This window comes from Streptomyces alboniger (assembly GCF_008704395.1).
In the GTDB taxonomy this organism is placed as follows: domain Bacteria; phylum Actinomycetota; class Actinomycetes; order Streptomycetales; family Streptomycetaceae; genus Streptomyces; species Streptomyces alboniger.
Genome location: NZ_CP023695.1, coordinates 6,106,673 through 6,125,608, shown reverse-complemented (window position 1 = coordinate 6,125,608; position 18,936 = coordinate 6,106,673). Strand labels below are relative to the sequence as shown.

At 71.9% G+C, this 18,936-nt stretch carries 10 protein-coding genes and 1 pseudogene; 5 read left to right on the top strand and 6 right to left on the bottom strand.

Features of this window, described 5'->3' with window-relative positions; all coding sequences use genetic code 11:
* Nucleotides 1-2: 2 nt before the first annotated feature.
* The 3 genes and pseudogenes from CP975_RS27290 to CP975_RS27280 form a co-directional block, all read left to right on the top strand.
* A pseudogene (locus CP975_RS27290) lies at nucleotides 3-6,365 on the top strand (type I polyketide synthase); the annotation flags it as partial.
* A gap of 163 nt (nucleotides 6,366-6,528) precedes the next feature.
* The gene (locus tag CP975_RS27285) at nucleotides 6,529-7,080 is read left to right on the top strand and encodes a CcdC protein domain-containing protein (RefSeq protein WP_070321168.1); all 552 of its coding nucleotides are present in this window, start codon (nucleotides 6,529-6,531) and stop codon (nucleotides 7,078-7,080) included.
* A gap of 131 nt (nucleotides 7,081-7,211) precedes the next feature.
* Nucleotides 7,212-8,444 (top strand): glycosyltransferase, encoded by a 1,233-nt coding sequence (locus CP975_RS27280; RefSeq protein ID WP_199782907.1) that lies wholly within the window; start codon nucleotides 7,212-7,214, stop codon nucleotides 8,442-8,444.
* A gap of 181 nt (nucleotides 8,445-8,625) precedes the next feature.
* Here CP975_RS27280 and CP975_RS27275 read toward each other — a convergent pair whose 3' ends face one another.
* The 6 genes from CP975_RS27275 to CP975_RS27250 all read right to left on the bottom strand — a co-directional run bounded on the left by CP975_RS27275 (nucleotide 8,626) and on the right by CP975_RS27250 (nucleotide 18,321).
* Nucleotides 8,626-9,312 (bottom strand): 4'-phosphopantetheinyl transferase family protein, encoded by a 687-nt coding sequence (locus tag CP975_RS27275; protein WP_055528644.1) that lies wholly within the window; start codon nucleotides 9,310-9,312, stop codon nucleotides 8,626-8,628.
* Complete coding sequence (locus CP975_RS27270) at nucleotides 9,309-10,205, bottom strand: metallophosphoesterase family protein (RefSeq protein WP_150477445.1); 897 nt, start codon at nucleotides 10,203-10,205, stop codon at nucleotides 9,309-9,311. Before CP975_RS27270 ends, CP975_RS27275 begins: the two co-directional genes overlap by 4 nt.
* Entirely contained in the window at nucleotides 10,186-13,248 is a 3,063-nt protein-coding gene (locus CP975_RS27265; RefSeq protein ID WP_150477444.1) for a helix-turn-helix transcriptional regulator, read from the bottom strand. The genes CP975_RS27270 and CP975_RS27265 overlap by 20 nt, the downstream gene beginning before the upstream one ends.
* Before the next feature lie 307 nt (nucleotides 13,249-13,555).
* A complete protein-coding gene (locus tag CP975_RS27260) occupies nucleotides 13,556-16,414 on the bottom strand; it encodes a helix-turn-helix transcriptional regulator (RefSeq protein WP_150477443.1) in 2,859 nt (952 codons plus the stop codon).
* Nucleotides 16,415-16,544: 130 nt separating this feature from the next.
* On the bottom strand, nucleotides 16,545-17,291 hold the full coding sequence (locus tag CP975_RS27255; RefSeq protein WP_055527412.1) for a thioesterase II family protein: 747 nt from the start codon (nucleotides 17,289-17,291) through the stop codon (nucleotides 16,545-16,547).
* A 346-nt stretch (nucleotides 17,292-17,637) separates the two neighbouring features.
* Nucleotides 17,638-18,321, bottom strand: a complete 684-nt coding sequence (locus tag CP975_RS27250; protein WP_055527413.1) for a response regulator — start codon at nucleotides 18,319-18,321, stop codon at nucleotides 17,638-17,640.
* Nucleotides 18,322-18,558: 237 nt separating this feature from the next.
* Here CP975_RS27250 and CP975_RS27245 point away from each other — a divergent pair, with 237 nt between their 5' ends.
* Entirely contained in the window at nucleotides 18,559-18,780 is a 222-nt protein-coding gene (locus tag CP975_RS27245) for a hypothetical protein (protein ID WP_055527414.1), read from the top strand.
* Entirely contained in the window at nucleotides 18,777-18,935 is a 159-nt protein-coding gene (locus CP975_RS35145) for a hypothetical protein (RefSeq protein ID WP_167532737.1), read from the top strand. The genes CP975_RS27245 and CP975_RS35145 overlap by 4 nt, the downstream gene beginning before the upstream one ends.
* Nucleotide 18,936: the final 1 nt, after the last annotated feature.

Below are 18,936 nucleotides of genomic sequence, written 5' to 3'. Positions count from 1 at the left end.
TGTCCAACGAGGAAAAGCTCCGCCACTTCCTTAAGCAGGTCACGGCCGATCTGCACCAGACCCGTCAGCGCCTCGGCGAGCTGGAGGCGGGCGCGCACGAGCCCATCGCGATCGTCGGCATGAGCTGCCGCTTCCCGGGCGGGGTGGAAGACCCGGACGGGCTCTGGGAGCTGGTGCGCGACGGCCGGGACGGCGTCACGGAGTTCCCCACCGACCGCGGCTGGGACATCGCGGCGCTCCAGGGCTCCGGCGAGGAGGGTGAGGGATACACCTCCGACACCGTGTACGGCGGGTTCGTGCACGGCGCCGCCGAGTTCGACCCCGCGTTCTTCGGCATCTCGCCGCGTGAGGCGCTCGCGACGGAGCCGCAGCAGCGGCTGCTGCTCGAAGCGTCCTGGGAGGCGTTCGAGAGCGCGGGGATCAACCCGGCCGAGCTGCGGGGCAGCAGGACCGGTGTGTTCGCGGGCCTGATGAACAACACCGACTACCTGGCGCAGGCGCCCGTGCTACCGGAGGGCGTCGGCGGTTTCCTCAGCACCGGCACCTCGGGGAGCGTGGCCTCGGGCCGGGTGTCGTACACGTTCGGCCTGGTCGGTCCGGCCGTGACCGTGGACACCGCGTGCTCGTCGTCGCTGGTGACGCTGCACCTGGCGGTTCAGGCGCTGCGGGGCGGCGAGTGCTCCATGGCACTGGCGGGCGGCGCGACCGTCATGTGCGCGCCGGGCACCTTCATCGAGGTCAGCAAGCAGCAGGGGCTTGCGGCGGACGGCCGGTGCAAGGCGTTCTCCGAGGACGCGGACGGCGCGGGGTTCTCCGAGGGGGCGGGCATGCTGCTCCTGGAGCGGCTCTCCGACGCGCGCCGCAACGGCCACCGGATCCTGGGCGTCATCCGGGGTACAGCGGTCAACCAGGACGGCGCGTCCAACGGCCTGACGTCGCCGAACGGGCCTTCCCAGCAGCGCGTCATCCAGGAGGCGCTGGCCAACGCCCGGCTCGCACCGGAGCAGGTGGACGCGGTGGAGGCGCACGGCACCGGGACCACGCTCGGCGACCCGATCGAGGCGCAGGCGCTGATCGCCACGTACGGTCAGGCGCGTGACGCCGACCGGCCCCTGTGGGTCGGCTCGTTCAAGTCCAACGTGGGGCATACGCAGGCCGCGGCCGGTGTCGGCGGTGTCATCAAGATGGTGATGGCCATGCGGCACGGGGTGCTGCCGAAGACGCTGCACGTCGGTGAGGTGACGCGGAAGGTCGACTGGTCGGGCGGTTCCGTCGCGGTGCTCAAGGAGTCGCGACCGTGGCCCGAGTCCGGGGAGCCCCGCCGTGCGGGCGTCTCGTCGTTCGGCGTCAGCGGCACCAACGCGCACGTGATCCTGGAGCAGGCCCCCGAGCCGGCGGACACCGGGTCCGCGCCGCGGGACCCGGCGGAGAACGCCGCCGCGGAGGGTGCCCCGCAGGCCGCCGCCCGGCCGCTGCCGCAGGTCGCCGCGCCCTGGCTCCTGTCCGCCAAGTCGGAGCAGGCGCTGCGCGGTCAGGCCGAACGGCTGCGCGCCCATGTCGCCGCCCGGCCCGAGCTTGACCCGGCGGATGTGGCGCACTCCCTGGTGACCACGCGTGCCCGGTTCGACTACCGGGCCGCCGTGGTCGCCGACGACCGTGAAGGGCTGCTGCGGGGCCTCGCGGCGCTCGCGGACGGCGCCACGGAGACGGGCGAGGAGGCCGGGGACGCGCTGATCGTCCAGGGCATGGCCCGGCCGGACCGGAAGATCGCGTTCGTCTTTCCGGGGCAGGGCTCGCAGTGGCTCGGCATGGCCGCGGGCCTGCTGGAGTCGTCGCCGGTGTTCGCGGCCTCCGTCGCCGAGTGCGATGCCGCCTTCGCCGAGTTCCTCGACTGGTCGGTGGCCGACGCCCTGCGCGGGGCGCCGGGCGCGCCGGACCCGGAACGCCTCGATGTGCTCCAGCCGATGCTGTTCACCACGATGGTGTCGCTCGCCGCGCTGTGGCGGTCCTGCGGCGTGGAGCCCGCCGCCGTCGTGGGCCACTCACAGGGTGAGGTCGCCGCCGCGTACGTCGCGGGCGCGCTGTCGCTCCAGGACGCCGCCCGCATCGTCGCGCTGCGCAGCAGGGCGCTGCTCGCGCTGATCGGCAAGGGTGCGATGGCGTCCGTGCTCGCCCCGGTGGAGTCGGTGCGGGAGCGGATCGCGCCCTACGGTGACCGGCTGTCGATCGCGGTGGTGAACGGGCCCGGCGCGTGTGTGGTGGCCGGTGTGCCGGACGCCGTCGACGAGTTCGTCGCCGCGATGGAGGCGGCGGAGATACGAGTGCGGCGCGTGCCGGGCGCCCTGGGTGCCGGGCACTCCGCGCAGGTCGAGCCGTTGCGGGAGCGGATCCTCGCCGACCTCGGCCCGGTCGTGCCGCGGGCGGCTGGGGTGCCGTTGTACTCGACCGTCACCGGTGAGCTGCTCGACACGACCACGATGGACGCCGCGTACTGGTACGAGAACATGCGGCGGACCGTCGAGTTCGATGGCACGGTACGCGAGTTGCTGGCGTCGGGTCACCAGATGTTCATCGAGGTCAGCCCGCATCCGGTGCTGACGGTGCCGCTCCAGGGCATCCTGGAGAGCGCCGGTGGCGAGGCCGTCGTCCTGGGCACCCTGCGACGTGGTGAGGGAGGTGCGCGGCGCTTCCTCGGCGCCCTGGCCGCCGCCCACGCCGCCGGGGCCGAGCCCACCTGGGACGCCGTGATCAGCCCTGGCCCCGAGGGCCGGGTGGAGCTGCCGACGTACGCGTTCCAGCGCAGCCGCTACTGGCTGGAGCCGGGGCCCTATGACGGTGACGTGACGTCCGCCGGGCTTGTCCCGGCCGGTCATCCGCTGCTGGCCGCCGTCATCGAACGGGCCGACGAGGACGGTCTGTTGCTCTCGGGCCGGCTCTCCCTGCGCACGCATGCGTGGCTCGCGGACCACGCCGCGCTGGACACCGTGCTGCTGCCGGGGACCGCCTTCGTGGAGCTGGCCCTGCACGCCGGCGACCGGGTGGGTTGCGGGGTGCTTGAGGAGCTGACGTTCGAGGCCCCGCTGATCCTGCCCGCGGAGGGCGGTGTCGCCGTGCAGCTCGTCGTCGGTGCGCCGGACGCCACGGGCAGGCGCGCGGTCGGCGTCCACGCCCGCCCCGACGACGCCACGGGCGAGCAGCCGTGGACCCGGCATGCCACGGGCACCCTCGCCGGATCCGCCGCGCCCGCGTCGTTCGACTTCACGGCGTGGCCACCCGAGGGCGGCGAGGCGGTGCCGGTGGACGGCCTGTACGACGAGTTCCACGCCGCGGGGATCGGCTACGGACCGGCGTTCCAGGGGCTGCGCGGGGTGTGGCGGCGCGGCTCGGAGATCTTCGCCGAGATCGACCTGCCGGAGGAACTGCACTCCGCGGCCGCGGAGTTCGGGGTGCACCCGGCTCTGCTGGACGCGGCGATGCACGCCGTGGCGGCGGGGACGGTCGACGGGGCCGACGGGTCGGACGCGGGAGGGCTGTGGCTGCCCTTCTCGTGGCGCGGCGTCAGCCTGTACGCGAAGGGTGCGAAGGCCCTTAGGGTGCGTTTCGCGCCGGTCGAGGGCGAGGAGGCGCTCTCCCTCCAGGTCGGTGACGCCACCGGGCGTCCGGTCGTGGCCGCCGACGCGCTGGTGGTGCGGCAGATCTCGGCCGAGAAGCTGAGCGCGGCGAGCACGCGCCACCACGAGTCGCTGTTCCAGGTCGACTGGGTGCCGCTGCCGCTCCCGGCGGCCGGCGCGCAGGCACCGTACGCCGTGGTCGGTGCCGGTCTGCCCGGCGCGACGGGCCCGGTGCACGCCGATCTCGGGGCACTGACCGCCGCGTTGGCCGCGGGCGGGCCGGTCCCCGAGCTGGTCTTCGCGCCCCTCGGCCTGGCCTCCGAGGCCGGCTCCGGTGATGCGGCCGGGATTGCCGAGGCCGCGCACCGCGCGGCCCGTGAGGCGCTCGAACTGGTCCAGGCGTGGCTGGCGGAACCGCGGCTCGCGGACGCGCGTCTGGTCGTGGTGACCCGGAACGCGGTGGCCACCGGTCTCGACGAGGACGTTCCCGGCCTGGCCGACTCCCCGGTGTGGGGTCTGCTGCGTTCGGCGCGTGCGGAGAACCCGGACCGTTTCGTCACCGTCGACCTCGACGGTGAGCGGTCCTCGGCCGACGCGCTGTGGGCCGCGGCGGCCTCCGGGGAGCCGGAGATCGCTCTGCGTGCGGGCAGTGCGCTGACCCCGCGTCTCGCGCGGGTCCCGGTGGCCGACGAGAGCGGTGCGGGGGCGGATCCGGCGGCCGGTGTGGTGCCGCGTACGGCCCTCGACCCGAAGGGGACCGTGCTGATCACCGGCGGCACCGGGACACTGGGCGCCCTGGTCGCCCGCCACCTGGTGACGGAGCACGGCGCGCGCCATCTGCTGCTGACCAGCAGGCGCGGCATGCAAGCGGCGGGAGCCGCCGAGCTGACGGCCGAACTCACCGCGCTGGGCGCCGATGTCCGGCTGGTGGCCTGCGACACCTCCGACCGGGCCGCGCTCGAAGCGCTGTTCGCCGATGTGCCCGCCGGTCATCCGCTGACGGCGGTGGTGCACAGCGCCGGAGTGCTGGACGACGGTGTCCTCGACGGGCTCACCCCCGAGCGGCTGGCGAAGGTCCTGCGCCCCAAGGTCGACGCCGCGCTGCACCTGCACGAGCTGACCGAGGGCCTGGATCTCAGTGCCTTCGTACTGTTCTCGTCCGCGGCCGGTGTGATGGGCAACCCCGGCCAGGCCAACTACGCGGCCGCCAACGCGTTCGTCGACGCCCTCGCCCAGCACCGGCGCGTCAGGGGCCTGCCGGCCACCTCGATGGCCTGGGGCCTGTGGCTGGACAGTCTCGGCGCGATAGGCGAGGCCAACGGCGAGGACGCCGCCGCCCGCACCGGGAACCGGATACCCGGCCTCACTTCGCGGGAGGGTCTTGAGCTGTTCGACACGGCATGGCACCACGAGCGCACCCTCTTCGTGCCGATGCGGCTGGACCTGGCGGGCCTGCGCGCCCAGGCGGATCCGGCGGGCGTGCCGCCGCTGTTGCGGGGCCTCTTCAAGACCGTCGCCCGGCGTTCCGCCGGCGGGGCACAGGCCGCGGGCCCGTCGCTGACGGAGCGGCTGGCCGGGCTGCCGGAGCACGAGCGGGGCGCGGCGATGCTGGAGTACGTCCGTACTCAGGCCGCCTCTGTCCTCGGCTACGCCGACGCTGACGCGGTGGCGCCCACCCGGAGGTTCCTGGAGATGGGCTTCGACTCGCTGAGCGCCGTCGAACTGCGCAACCGCCTGGGCGCCGCGACCGGGGTCCGGCTGCCGGCGACCGTCGCCTTCGAGAACCCCACCTCGGAGGCGCTGGCCGCCTATCTCACCCGGGCCATGGGCGCGGCGGCCGCGTCGCGCCCCGAGGAAGGGGAGGGACCCGCCGCGGCCGGTCAGGAGAGCGTGTTCGGGGCGATGGCGCGGCGTGCGGGCGAGCTGGGCCGGCTCCAGGAGTTCGTCACGCTGCTCACCAGCGCCTCGGAGTTCCGGCCGTCGTTTGCGTCGTCCGCGGAGCTGTCCGGCGAGCTGGACGTGGTCCGGCTGGCCAAGGGTGAGTCCGGCGCCGAGCTGGTCTGCATCCCCTCGGTCCTGCCGATGTCGGGGCCGCACGAGTACGCCCGGTTCGCCGCCGCGCTCCGCGATGTCCGTGACGTGTCGGTGCTGCCGGCACCCGGTTTCGTTCCCGGGGAGCCGCTGCCGGCGAGTGTGGACGCGCTGGCCGCGGCACACGCCGAATCGCTGCTCGCCCACACGGACGGCAAGCCGTTCGTGCTGGCCGCGCACTCCTCAGGAGGCATGCTGGCGCACGCGCTGGTGAGCCGGCTGGAGTCGCTGGGCGTACAGCCGCGGGCGCTGGTCCTGATGGACATCTACCCGCTGGACGCGAAGGCGTTCGAGGGGGTCCAGACGCGGATCGGGGGCGCCGGATCCCCGGACGGCGAGCGGGAGCCGGACTCCGGGGCCACGGCGGGCGCGGCGGCGGGCGGCCTGGGGGCGCTCGGTGATGTGCGGCTCACCGCGATGGCGGGGTACTTCCGCGTGTTCGGCGCCTGGCAGCCGCAGCCGATCGCCACGCCCACGCTGCTGGTGAGGGCTTCGGAGCCGCTGCCGAACTGGCGGCACACGGCGGACTGGCAGTCCTCCTGGCGCCTTGAGCACAGTGCGCTGGACACCGCGGGCGACCACTTCTCGATGATGGAGGAGCACGCCGGCGAGACGGCACGGGCCGTGCACGAGTGGCTCGCGCGCCTGGACCCGTCGGCGTAGTGGTCCGTCCGGGTCCTCCCTGCGGAGGGCTGTGGGGGGTGGAAACCGAAGTCCCGGTCTCCACCCCCTTTCTCCACCCGTGACCCCAGGACGGGAATTCGCGCGGCTCCTAGTCTTCCTTCATACGCACGAACGAAGCACGAGAAAGAAGCGGAGGTACGCAGTGACTGACGCCATGTTGGATGCTCTGTTCCTGGCCGGGATCCTGATCACCATCGTCCTTACCACCCAGGTGGGGCGGCATCGCTTCGGACTCCTCAAGCTGCTCATGCCGCTGGGACTCGTGGCCTATTTCGCCTACGACATGCTGCACAACATGAAGACGACGCAGCCCAATCTCACGTCGGCCGGTGTCGGAATCGCCATCGGCGCGGTCATCGGTGTCGGACTGCTCTACACCATGACCGTCGAGAACGACACGGCCACCGGAAAGACCTACACCCGGGCCGGCTGGAGTTACCTCGCCATCTGGCTGATCGTGCTCGTCAGTCGGCTCACGTTCATCTGGTCGCTGGAGAACATCGATTCCTTCCGCGCCGATTTCGGCAAGTGGACGGTCGAGCAGCAGATCGACCCCGACGGGGTGGCCGCCTTCTTCGTCCTGATGGCCATGGCCATGGTTCTGGTCCGCACGGTCGGTGTCGCCATCCGCTGGATCCGGCGGCCGAAGCCCGTGGCGTCCGCGGGACGGACCAAGCAGACCAGCGCCGCCTGACCGTCGTACGGGAGGGGCGGGTAGGGGTTGTCGCCGCCTCTCGCCGGCCGGAAACATTCACTTCAGGAAATTGGGCCGGCGCGGCACACACGGAACGTCAGGGAGATCTGGAAATGCGAGTTTTCTGTACGGTGACCGGAACTCAGGGGCATGCCAATGAGGTGCTGCCGCTGGCACGGGCGCTGGCCGAGGCGGGCCACGAGGTTCTCGCCACGGTGCCCGAGCATCTCGTCCCCGTATTCGAGGGTTCGCCGGTCACCGTACGGCCCGTGATGCCGGGCATTCCGGAGATCATGCACTCCATATTCTCCCTGCGGGCCCGCTTCGAGGAGAGCAACCCCGGCGAGGAGATCGTCGTCGACAACAGGTTGCAGATGATCCTCTGGGGCGGCGGCCCGCATATCACCACCACCTTCGAGCGGATCATTCCGATCGCCCGGGAATGGAATCCCGATCTGGTATTGCGGGACGGTGGCGAACTGACCGGCGTACTGGTCGCCGAAGCGCTCGGCATTCCGCACGTCTCCTGCCCCTCGGGGCCGACGAATGTCACCGATCCCGAAGGCCTGCTGCCTTTCCTGAACGAGCGGCGCGTCGAAGTCGGCCTGCCGCCCCGGACGGAGCCGTGGTCGGTCTACCCCTTCGGCCGCATCGACTGCGTCCCCCACGCGTTCTCCTTCACCCGCTACCCGGCACCGCAGGCGTTCGCCTACCAGCAGCCCGCGGCGCTGCACGGCACACGGGGCCTCCCCGCCGAGCTGGCCGAACTGCCGGGCGACCGCCCGCTGGTGGTGGCGTCGGTGGGCAGCGCACTGCCCACGGTGATGGGCATGAAGGAGCAGGGCGTCGAGCCGCCCGAGGGCATGCTCCACCCCTCCGAGACGCTGCGGGCCATCATCGATGGGCTCTCCGCACTCGACTGCCACGCGGTCGTGGCCACCGCGGGCTTCCCCATCGACGGCGTCACGGTGGGGGACAACGTGACCGTGATGGACTGGCTGCCGCAGCAGCAACTCCTGGAGTGCGCCCAGCTGTTCGTGACGCACGGTGGTTACAACAGTGTGCGTGAGGCCATCCGGCAGGGTGTGCCGATGGTGTCACTGCCCCAGTTCGGCGACCACCTGCACAACTCCGAGCGGCTGGCGGAGCTGGGCCTCGGCGCCCATGTCACCGACGTGACGGCCGAGGGCGTCGCCCTGGCCTGCAAGCAGGTGCTCGGCGACGACCGGATCCAGGCGGGCATACGCAGCGCCCACCGGCAGATGCTCGGCCTTCCCGGCATCGGCGAGGTGGTCACTCACCTCGAGTCGCTCGTCGCCACAGCCGGCGCCACGGCGACAGCTACGGCAACGGCCACCGCGTGACCTGGGCCTGACGCTACGTCAGGTCCCCTTGAACCCGCTGTCGGTCCCCCGTCCGGCAGCGTCCGGCGGGCGCCGGTTCCGATCGACCATCGGAACCGGCGTCCGCTTTTTGTGCGCAGGTGGGATCCTGGCGGGCGGATTCTTATGAACGCGCGGGTTCTTATGAGCGGGCGGCGGATTCCTATGAGCGGGCGGGCCCCTTGGCCTCCAGCGCGATCGCGGTGACGAGCAGCCCGTCCCGAGCGAGCCAACGGCCCGTGAAACCCGTCAGCGGCCCCCCGTCGGGCAGCCGCCCCGGGCGCAGGATCCGCGCCGAGAACGTCCCGGACGATCCGGCGGCATCGCTGAAGGTGATCTCCGCGTCATCGAAGTCGATCTCGCGCCGGATGAGCGGGAACCAGGTCTTGTAGACGCACTCCTTGGCGCTGAACAGCAAACGGTCCCGGTGCACGGGACCGGCCGTCCCCGGGGCGAGCGCCCACGCGGCCTCACGCGGCAGTGCGATCGCCTCCAGTACACCGTCCGGGAGCGGCCCGTCGGGCTCCGCGTCGATGCCGACCGCCAGGACGTCGTCGGCCTTGGCCAGCGCCGCGGCGCGGTAACCCGCACAGTGGGTCATGCTTCCCACCACGCCCTTCGGCCACTGCGGCACGTTGCGCACCCCCGGCAGCACCGGCGAGGGCGGCAGCCCCAGACCGGCGAGCGCCCGCCGCGCGCAGGCCCGTACGGTCGCGAACTCCGCGCGCCGTCCGGGCACCGAGGACGCGACGAGGGCCGCCTCCTCGGGATACAGGGCTGTCTCCGGGCTCTCCCCGTCCTCGTAGGCCTCCGCGCAGACGACCGTCTTCGGCAGCAACTGGCTGATCATGGACGCCCCTTCAGTCGGTCGGCGGTGCCCTGCGGGGCCACGGTCTCCGGTGTGACCGGAGCGATCCGGCGCAGCAGGCCTCGTGGGTGGCCGCGTTTGCGCCACTCGCGTGGGTAGCCGATGGAGACCTCCTCGAAGCGGACCCCGTCGTACCAGGTGGTGCGTGGGATGTGCAGGTGCCCGTAGACGACCGCGGCGGTGTGGAAGCGGGTGTGCCAGTCGGCTGTCAGCTCGGTACCGCACCACTGGGCGAACTCCGGGTGCCACAGGACGTCCGTGGGCTGCCGCACCAGCGGGAAGTGGTTCACGAGTACGAGGGGCAGGCCAGGGTCGTGCGCGGCCAGGCGGCGTTCGGTCTCCGCGACGCGCGCCCGGCACCACGCGGCCCGGCCGGGATGGGGGTCGGGGTGGAGCAGGAACTCGTCCGTGCACACCACACCCGCTTCGTAGGCGCGGGCCAGTGACTCCTCCTCGGTCCGGGCGCCGGGCGCCCGGAAGGTGTAGTCGTAGAGCACGAAGAGCGGGGCGACGGCGAGGGGACCTCCCGGGCCGTCCCAGACCGGGTAGGGGTCCTCCGGGGTCACCACGCCGAGGCTTGCGCAGAGTTCCACCAGGTGCCGGTAGCGGGCTTCGCCGCGCAGTTGGACCGGATCCTCGCGCGGCGTCCACAGTTCGTGGTTGCCCGGCGCCCAGATCACCTTGGCGAAACGGTCGGCCAGCATCCGCAGTGCCCGCTCGATGTCCTGCGTCAGTTCGGCGACGTCCCCGGCCACGATCAGCCAGTCTCCGTCGCTCTCCGGGCGCAGGGATTCGGTGATCGGCCAGTTGTCGGCCATCCCGACGTGAAGATCGCTCACGGCGAGGAGTTGTCGTTCAGGCGCAGTCGGCGACATCGAAGTCCAAAGTGGTCGGCAGGTCCTGTCGGCGCCTGATGTTGATCTTCCGGTAGACCCGGGTGAGATGTTGCTCCACCGTGCTGACGGTGATGAAGAGCTTGCTGGAGATCTCGCGGTTGGTGTGGCCGAGCGCGGCCAGCCTGGCCACCCGGCGTTCGGCCTCCGTCAGGGCCTCCTCCGCGCGGATCCCGGCCCCGGAGGTCGGTTCCGGTCCTTCGGGCAGGGCTCCGGGACCGGCCGGGGCGACACGGGCGGGGGCGACGCGGGCCGCGACGGGCTGGGGCGCCCGGAAGGGTTCGTACGCGCCGCAGATGTCGGCCATCTGCCCCGCCTGCCGGACCAGTCCACGTCCCTTGGCCGGTGCGCCGAGCCGCTTGTAGGCGTGGCCGAGGTCGGTCATGGCCAGGGCCATGGTGTACGAGTCACCGGCGTCGCGGAGCAGTCGCACCGCTTCCTCCAGCAGGGCGGGTCGTTGCGGGAGGGGGCGGGTGGCGGCCAGCACCCGCAGGGCGGCGCCCCGGGTGCGCAGGTGTTTGGGGTGCGTGCGGGACAGTTCGTCCTCGACCAGGGCCGCGGCCCGTTCGGAATCCTGAAGCCTCAGCCAGGTCTGCGCCGCACCGGTGCGCCACGGCACCAGGGCGGGTGAGTCCATGCCCCAGGCCATCATGAGTTCGCCGCACCGCATGAAGTCGGCGAGAGCGGCGTGGTGACGCCCGGTCTGTAGCTGTAGCGCCGCGCGCGCGTGGAGGTAGGAGAGGCCGTAGCGGGTCCTGAACATCGCGTCGGGTACCGGCCGTTCGAGCAGTTCCGCCGCCGCCTCGTGGTGCCCCATGCGGGTGCGGGCCTCCACCAGGGCCGACAGGGGCAGTCCGATGCCGACGCCCCAGCCGTGCGCGGGCAGCCGCGCCAGCGATGCCTCGGCTCGCTCCACGGCCGCGGTGAGATTGCCTTGCCGCAGGAAGATGTGCGCCCGGATGGCCATGAGCATGGCCAGGGCGCGCTTGCCGCGGGCCTGTCCAAGCAGCCGGTCGCACCAGCGGGCCGAGGAGGCGAGCAGATCGCTGAGGATGAGGGCTCCCAGCGCGGCCAGCAGCATCTCGACGGTGGTCTCGGTCAGCATGGTGGACCGCAGGATCTGCTCGGCGTCCGCCACCGCCGTCGACTCCGACCGCAGACCCAGTACGGAGTTGAGCGCGCCGAACACCCGGACCCGGGCGCGGGCAGCGGCACCCGGGGCGGGCTTCGTCGGGGCGGATGCGGTCGAGGCGGATGCGGTCGAGGCGGATGCCGTCGGGGCGGATGCGGTCGGGCTGAGTGCGGTCGGGGCGGGGTGGGACTCCGTGGACTTCGTCGGCGTGGGCTTCGTCAGCATGGGGGCGGTGGCCGTGGTTTCGGTCGCCGCGGATTCGGTCGCCGCGGTGGACACGGACGCGGTGGCCGCCTCCCGTTCCGGCCGCTGCTCGGCGTAGGGAGCCCGGTCGTTCTCCGTGAGGGCGTCCGGGTACGTACCGGCCACCTGCAACCGGGTCGCCCTGACCTCGTCGTCCAGGCGCGGCGCGTGCGTCTCGGCGGCGGTCGTGCTCGCCAGCCGGAGGGCGGCGGTCGCCTCGTCCACGTACCCGTACCACATCAGCTTGGGTACCAGCCGCAGGGTGTAGCTGATCGGCAGCCGGCCGTCGCGGGCCGGCAGGGCCAGTGACCGCACCTGTTGGGCGGCGGTCGCCGGCTGGTGGCCCCAGTTGAGTTCGGCCAGTTGGGCCCGGATGGACAACCGGGTCGGCTCGTCCCGGCAGCAGCGCTCGGCCATCTGTAGGCACCGCACCGCGAAGTCGGGCTCACCCCCGGCCGGCGCCTGGCGGGCGGCCTCCTGGAGGACCTCCCACACCCATGCCTCGTCCACCGGCCCCCGCAGATCCTGGGCCAGCAGCTGAGTCGCGACCCGCACGGGGTCCGCACCGCTCTGGTGCAGCAGCTTGGCCGCGCAGTAGTGCAGCCGCGCGGCCTCCTCGGTCGACAGGTCGTCCAGTACGGCCTCCCCCATCGCTTCGTGCCGGAACCGCCGTCCGCACAGGATGCCCGCGTCCTCCAGGGCGGCCGCGGCCGACCGGATCGTCCGGTCCTCGACGCTGAGCAGCAGACTCACGTTCGGCGAGGTCGGGGGCTCCCGGAGCAGCGCGAGACCGCGCGCGACGGCCAGGGCGTAGTCACCGCTGCGCTGCGCACAGCGCAGCGCGGCCTGCCGGAACAGGTCGCCGGCCTGCGGTGTCCCGCCGCCCCGGCGGGCGGCCGACGGCAGGAGCTGGTCCGCGGCGAGCGCCTTGAGCAGCATGGGATTGCCGCCCGTCGCCCGGTGGAAGTCCGGGGCGAGGTGGGTGGCCTCGGCGGCGGGGAGCTGGTCGGCGAGCAGCCGGCCGACGTCCTCGACGCCGAGCGGTCCGAGCCGCATACGCAGCACGCGGCCGGCTTCCGGCGCCGCGTCGGCGCAGAAGGCCTCCCCGGTCGGCGCGGGCCCTTCCGTCACCACCACGGACAGACCGGAGAACCCGGAGTTCCGCAGGAGGTACTCCAGGACCTGGCGGGACTGGGCGTCCGCGAACTGGATGTCGTCGACGGTGATGAGCACCCGCCCGGCAGCGGCCGGTGCGCCGAAACCGCGCGTCAGTTCGCTCAGGACCCGCAGCGGGACCTGGGAGGCGGGGGCGGCGGGCGCGGAGGGCGCCGCGGCTTCCGGGCGCCCCGGGGGGTCCGTCCGGTGCTCCTGCTCCTGCCCTGGCTTCGGCCCCGGCTCGGCCGGCACGCCCTGCTGGAGCTGTTCCAGTACGGCGTACGGCAGGTCCTGTTCCGTGGGCGCCGCCACGGCGCTCACCACGGTGACCCGGTTCGCCGCGGCGAACTCCGCGATGGTGTGGAGGAGTTCGGTCTTGCCCATGCCGGCCGCGCCGCTGATGACCGCGAGGCGGGGGCCGGGTCTCCCCGTCCTGGGGTCCGCCTCGAGAAACTCGCGGAGCCGCGCCGCTTCCTCGCCCCGATACACCAACATGGCCACGTGTCCTTCCCCTCCGTCGCTCACGAGTGGCGACGAGGTACGGACACGCCAGCGGTCGACTGGTCCTGCCTGCACGTCGTGCTTCCCCGTTGCGATGTGCGCTGCGGCGGCCGGTGCCGCTGTCCCGGCCGAGGCCGGGATCCGACTGCCACTGCGCTTCCCCGTTGCGATCCCCCCGGTGCGGGGGTACTGCCCGTACTGCCCCCCGTTCGTTCCGCGGCGGCCCGGCGGAACGGGGGTGACCGGTCGATCATCTCCGGTCAGGACACCTGATAGGTGTCAAGGTCATGTACAGATGCGGTTAGTCGCGACGGCCTGTTCCACAGGACGTCACCTCCATCGCAACCAGATCGGCGACTGTTTGCCTGCCGTTCAGCGCGAACTGGGCGTCGCCGCCGCCTGCCAGCCGGGTCGACAGGTCGCGGCGCCTGTTGACCTTTAACTTCCGGTAGATGCGCGTCAGATGCTGTTCCACCGTGCTGACGGTGACGTACAGCCTCGCCGCGATCTCCCGGTTCGTGTTGCCGTGGGCCGCCAGCACGGCCACGCGGCTCTCCGCCTCGGTCAGCGCGGCCGTGTCCTGCGGCAGCACGGGCTCGTGACGCGGTGTCTCCAGGTCGGGGTCCGCGCCGCCCGGTATCAGCTGGCGGCAGAGCGGCTCGGCGCCGCACGACTTGGCCACGTGCCACGCCTTGCGAACGAGCATCCGGGCTCGGTTGACATCGTCCATCACCCGGTAGAGCCGCCCCAACTCGCCCAGGCACAGCGCCAGTTGCAGCCGGTCGCCGCCGTTCTCCAGTATCTCCACCGCTTCCTGGAGCTGCTGGAGCCCGCGGCGGCCCTCGCCGGTCGCGCCGACCAGCCGCAGCGCCGTACCGCGCGCCCGGTCGGGGCTGCGCAGCAGTTGCTGCTCAGCCAGGCTCCGGGCCTTGTCGGGGTGGCCGAGGGCCAGCCAGGTCTCCGCCGCGTCGAGCCGCCACGGCACCAGCTCGGGGGCGTCGATACCCCACTCCTCAAGGGCCTCGCCGCAGGCCAGGAAGTCTCCGAGAGCGGCGTGGTAGCGGCCGGTGGCCAGATTCCAGCGGCCTCGGGCGCGTGCGTAGTGCAGGCCGGGCAGGGTGTGCAGGAACGCCTCCGGCACGGTCTGGCCGAGCAGGCTCTCCGCCTCGTCGAACTGCCCCATGCCGGTGTGTGCCTGGATCAGCGTGGCGAGCGGGAAGGTGCGAGCGAGGGACCAGCCCCGCGGCCCCAGGTGCCGCAGTGCCGCTTCGGCGTGCACCTTCGCGCTGGGCAGGTCGCCCTGGCGCAGGGCCGTCTCGGCCCTTACGGAGGTGAACACGGCCTGCCAGGGCCGGGCGTGGTGGTCCGCCGATTCGTTGAGCAGCCGCTCGCACCAAGGGGCGGCGAGATCCAGTCGGCCGGCGTACACCAGCGCCCAGAGGGCGAGGGCCAGGGGCTGCACATAGCCGTCGTCGAGCCGGTAGCGCTGGAGCACCCGGGTGGCTTCGGCCACCGCGTCCTCGCGCCTGCTCTCCGACAGGGCGGCCGCCACCGCGGAGGAGGCGTGCAGATGGGCGATCTCCGCGTCTCCCGCGAGGGTGTCGGCGGGCCCCGGGCGCATCGGCTCCTCGTCGCCGGGCTCCATGCCCAGCGAGGGGCTGAGCACGGTCAGCCAGCGGCGGGCGGCGGCCAGGGCCGTCCGCTCCTCGCGCCCGGACCAGCCGTCGGTGCCTTCGAGGGCCTCCAGCACCTCTCTCGCCTCGTGCAGCCGGCCCGACCAGGCCAGGTACGACAGGGACACCACGAGGTCGCCGGGCGAGAGGCGGCCCGCCTTCGCGTCCAGCAGGAGCGCCGGGGCGTCGATGTCGACGGCCGCCGGATCAGTGCGCCAGACGACACCGGCCAGCTTGACGGTGAGCGAGGCGCGCACCCGGTCGTCCCGGCAGGAGTTCCGGGCGAGGGCGAGGCAGCGGTGGGCGAAGTCCATGTCGCCGTCGGCCAGGGCGTACTCGGCGGCCTCCTGGAGCACCGGAACCGCCCAGAGGTCCGCCGTGTCCCCGGCCACGACGAGGTGGCGGGCGATGTCGTACGCGGCCGAGCCGTCCTGGTGCAGGAGTTCGGCGGCGCGGGTGTGCAGCCCCGAGAGGCGGTCGGCCGGTACGGCGTCCCGTACGACGGCCGCGGCCTGCTCGTCGCGGAAGCGGCCTTCGCTCAGGAGCCCGCACTGGCCGAGGTCCGCGACGGCCTGCTCGACGTCTCTGAGGTGGAGGCCGAGGAGACGGCTGAGCAGCCCCGGCCCGGTGTGCGCCCCGAGGACGGCGATGCCCCGCGCGATCTCCAGCGGTTCGGGGCCGCACCGGTGCAGGCAGTCGAGCACGGCTTGCGCGTAGTTGTCGCCTCGTACGAGCGGCTGGTACGGGTCGCCCGCCTCGGTGGCGGTGAGGCGGTCCTCGACCAGCGCCCGGAGCAGAAGCGGGCTGCCGCCGGTGATGTCGTGCAGTTCCGGGGCGAGGCGCGCGGCCGTCGACGGCGTGAAATGTTCGCTCAGGAGTCCGACGGTTCCCATCGGTGACAGCAACTTCAGTCGCAGCAGGGTGCAGTGAGGCAGATGCGCGAGTTCCGTGTGGAATCCGCGCTTCCCCGATTCGAGTCTCGCGGGTTCGGTCAGGACGACCAGCATCCGGCAGTGGCGAATGCGGCGGGTCAGATAGAGCAGAAACCGAAGTGAGGCCTGATCGCTGTCATGAACATCGTCGACTGCGATCACCACGAGATGGTCCTTGGCCAAGTCAAGGAGCACCGCGCTCAGCTGGGGCATGGCCAGCATCTGGTCGTGGACCGACGACTCGCCCCCGGCCACGCCGTCGATCAGCCGGGCCACTTCGGCGTGGGCGGCCGAGGTCAGCGGCGCGCTCGCGAAGATCCTGCCGAGGAGGCCGAACGGCCGGTCACGCTCGGCGGGGACCCCCGCGGTGTCCAGCAGGAGCGCGCCCTCCGCCAGCGCCTGGTCGGCGCAATTCATCAATAGCGCCGATTTCCCACTGGCGACCGCACCACTGAGCAGTGCGACCTGCCCCTGCCCCTCGCCCGCTTTTCCCAGGAGCTCTCGCAGCAGGTTCCGCTGCTTTTCCCGCTCGACATAGTGTGCGTCCAAGAACATATTTCTCCCCCGAGCCGCCGGAACTTTCGCAATGAAAGGGAAAGCCCGACGGTGAATACTATGTCAATGAATGCGAACCGCAAAAAACCCTCGCACGCCGGTCATGCGGGCGCGGGTTCTGCGCAGCCGACTAGAGCAGACAGTCGGAAACGATTCCGCCGACCCGCTCCAGGTGATCGGCCAGGAAGAAGTGACCGCCCGCGAAGGTGTGCAGTTCGAAGTCACCGGTGGTGTGCTGCCGCCACGCCGCGGCCTCTTCCGCGCTCGTCCGTACGTCGGTGTCACCGGTGAGCACGGTGATCGGCGCGCGCACCTTGGCGCCCGGCTCGACCCGGTACGTCTCGATCGCGGTGTAGTCGCCCCGGATGGCCGGCATCGCCATCCGGAGGAACTCCTCGTCGGCCAGGATGCGGGGATCGGTGCCACTGAGCAGGCGCATCTCGGCGATGATGCCGTCGTCGTCGCGCTTGTGGACCGTCTCGTCGCGGTGCGTGGAAGGTGCGCGCCGCCCCGAGGCGATGATCCGCCGCGGAGTGAATGCCGGGTTCCGCTCCAGCCGGCGGGCCACCTCGAAGGCGAGCGTCGCCCCCATGCTGTGACCGAAGAGGACGGTGGGCAGATCGAGCCACGGCTCAAGGGCCGACGCGACCTCGTCGGCGAGCTGTCCCAAATCCGTGAGACAGGGTTCGGACCGGCGATCCTGGCGTCCCGGATATTGCACCGCGAGGACGTCCGTATCGGGAGCAACCGTCCGGGTCATGGGAAAGTAAAAAGATGCTGAGCCACCCGCGTGAGGCAAGCAGACGAGACGGGTCCTGGCCTGCGGGGCCGACCGGAACCGTATCAGCCAGGGCGTGTTGGTTATCGTTTCAATCATTGGCTGCCGTTCCGCCTTCGATTAAGTGCTCGGTGCGACGTACTCGCCGATGGCAGCAATAGTAGACAGCTTGATCAAAGTAGGGGGTACCCCTATTTAGGGGCTGCGCGGTCACATGGAGGGGTTTGCGGCACCGGGCACTGGGGGTGGCGCAGGGGTCCGGAGGCGCAAAGGCCGAGTTCCACGAGGGATGCGCCCCCTGGGGGCGACATCAAGGCGGCGCGGACGTGATTTACGCCATGCCCGCCCCTCAGGGGTGCTCAAACCTCAAATGAACCTCAACGGTAGGGGTTCGGACACACCCGTGCCATGACGCGCGGTCAGGGACGCGGTCAGGGACACTCGGTCAGGGACGCGCCAGCCCCTGCTGGTAGGCGTAGCGCACGGCGTCGGCCCGGTTGCGCGCGTTGATCTTGGCGAAGGCGTTGTTGATGTGCGTCTTCACCGTCGTTTCCTCGATGAAGAGCGTCGAGGCGATCTCCCCGTTGCTCAGCCCCTGGGCGATCAGCTTGAGCACATCGACCTCGCGGCCGGTCAGACCGTCGGGGTTGACCCGGCGCCGGGCCGGGGCCGGGGCGGACGGGGGCGGCGAGGACCGGCTCGGGGCGACCGGGGGCGCCGCGGGCACGCTGAGCGCCGCGGTCAGCCGGCGGGTCACCGCCGGATCGAACGTGGACTGCCCGTGGGCGGAGCTGCGGATGGCCACCGCGATCTGCTCCTGGTTGGCGTCCTTGGTCAGATAGCCGCACGCCCCGGCGTTCAACGCGTCGACGAGGGACTCGTCGTCGGCGAACGTCGAGAGCACCAGCACTGCGACGTCCGGGTGTTCCGACAGGATCCGCCGGGTGGCCTCCGCACCGCCCATGCCCGGCATGCGCAAGTCCATGAGCACCACCCGGGGCGAGGTCTCGCCGGCTAGGCGCACCGCCTCCGCGCCGTCGGCCGCGCCTCCCACCACCTCGATGTCATCCATCAGATCGAGCAACGACATCAGACCTTCACGAACGATTTGCTGGTCGTCCACGACCATGACGCGAATCCGCGCCGAACCGGGCTCAGCATCCACGCCGGCGACCCCCCACACACCTCTTGCGGTCCGAGCGCGGCCGCCGAACCAGGCGTCCCCCGCTCTCCTTCGGCGACCCAACCTACCCGCAATCCGCAGACCTGCCAGGCCGAGGATCTCCGCCCTGATCTCCACCACAGGGTGGGCCCGCGGCACGGCCCCTCGTCCCTACCCTCTGGGCATTCCCCGGAAGGAACGCACATGAGCCTGGCCCTGGACCTCGATACGGTCATGACCATCCTGTTGATCCGCTTCGCCCTGATCGTCGGCGCCGTCGCAGTGCTCGTGATCATCGCCTTCACGATCCTGATCGTCCTCAAGCGCAGCGGCCGTCTCGGCGTGCTCAGAAGGCGGGTGGAGCACACCGTGCGGGGCCGGCTCCGGGCCCTGGACCGCGACACCAAGGGCGGTGGCCGCTCATGAACGGGACGGTTCAGCAGGCAGGCGGTGAGGAGGCGGGAGACATCCTCTTCGCGGTGCTGCTGGACCGGCTGTGGAAGATGGGCATCGTGGTGGCAGCGGTTATTCTCGTACTGATCGCCATGATCATCATCTATCGGAGAACGGGCCCCAAATAGG

Excerpts from the sequence above, each read along its gene's own strand:
- CP975_RS27250 (WP_055527413.1), bottom strand. The coding sequence starts at position 18,321 with ATGGTCGTGGACGACCAGCAAATCGTTCGTGAAGGTCTGATGTCGTTG.
- CP975_RS35145 (WP_167532737.1), top strand. The coding sequence starts at position 18,777 with ATGAACGGGACGGTTCAGCAGGCAGGCGGTGAGGAGGCGGGAGACATC.
- CP975_RS27245 (WP_055527414.1), top strand. The coding sequence starts at position 18,559 with ATGAGCCTGGCCCTGGACCTCGATACGGTCATGACCATCCTGTTGATC.
- CP975_RS27265 (WP_150477444.1), bottom strand. The coding sequence starts at position 13,248 with ATGTTGGTGTATCGGGGCGAGGAAGCGGCGCGGCTCCGCGAGTTTCTC.
- CP975_RS27260 (WP_150477443.1), bottom strand. The coding sequence starts at position 16,414 with ATGTTCTTGGACGCACACTATGTCGAGCGGGAAAAGCAGCGGAACCTG.
- CP975_RS27255 (WP_055527412.1), bottom strand. The coding sequence starts at position 17,291 with ATGATTGAAACGATAACCAACACGCCCTGGCTGATACGGTTCCGGTCG.
- CP975_RS27270 (WP_150477445.1), bottom strand. The coding sequence starts at position 10,205 with ATGTCGCCGACTGCGCCTGAACGACAACTCCTCGCCGTGAGCGATCTT.
- CP975_RS27275 (WP_055528644.1), bottom strand. The coding sequence starts at position 9,312 with ATGATCAGCCAGTTGCTGCCGAAGACGGTCGTCTGCGCGGAGGCCTAC.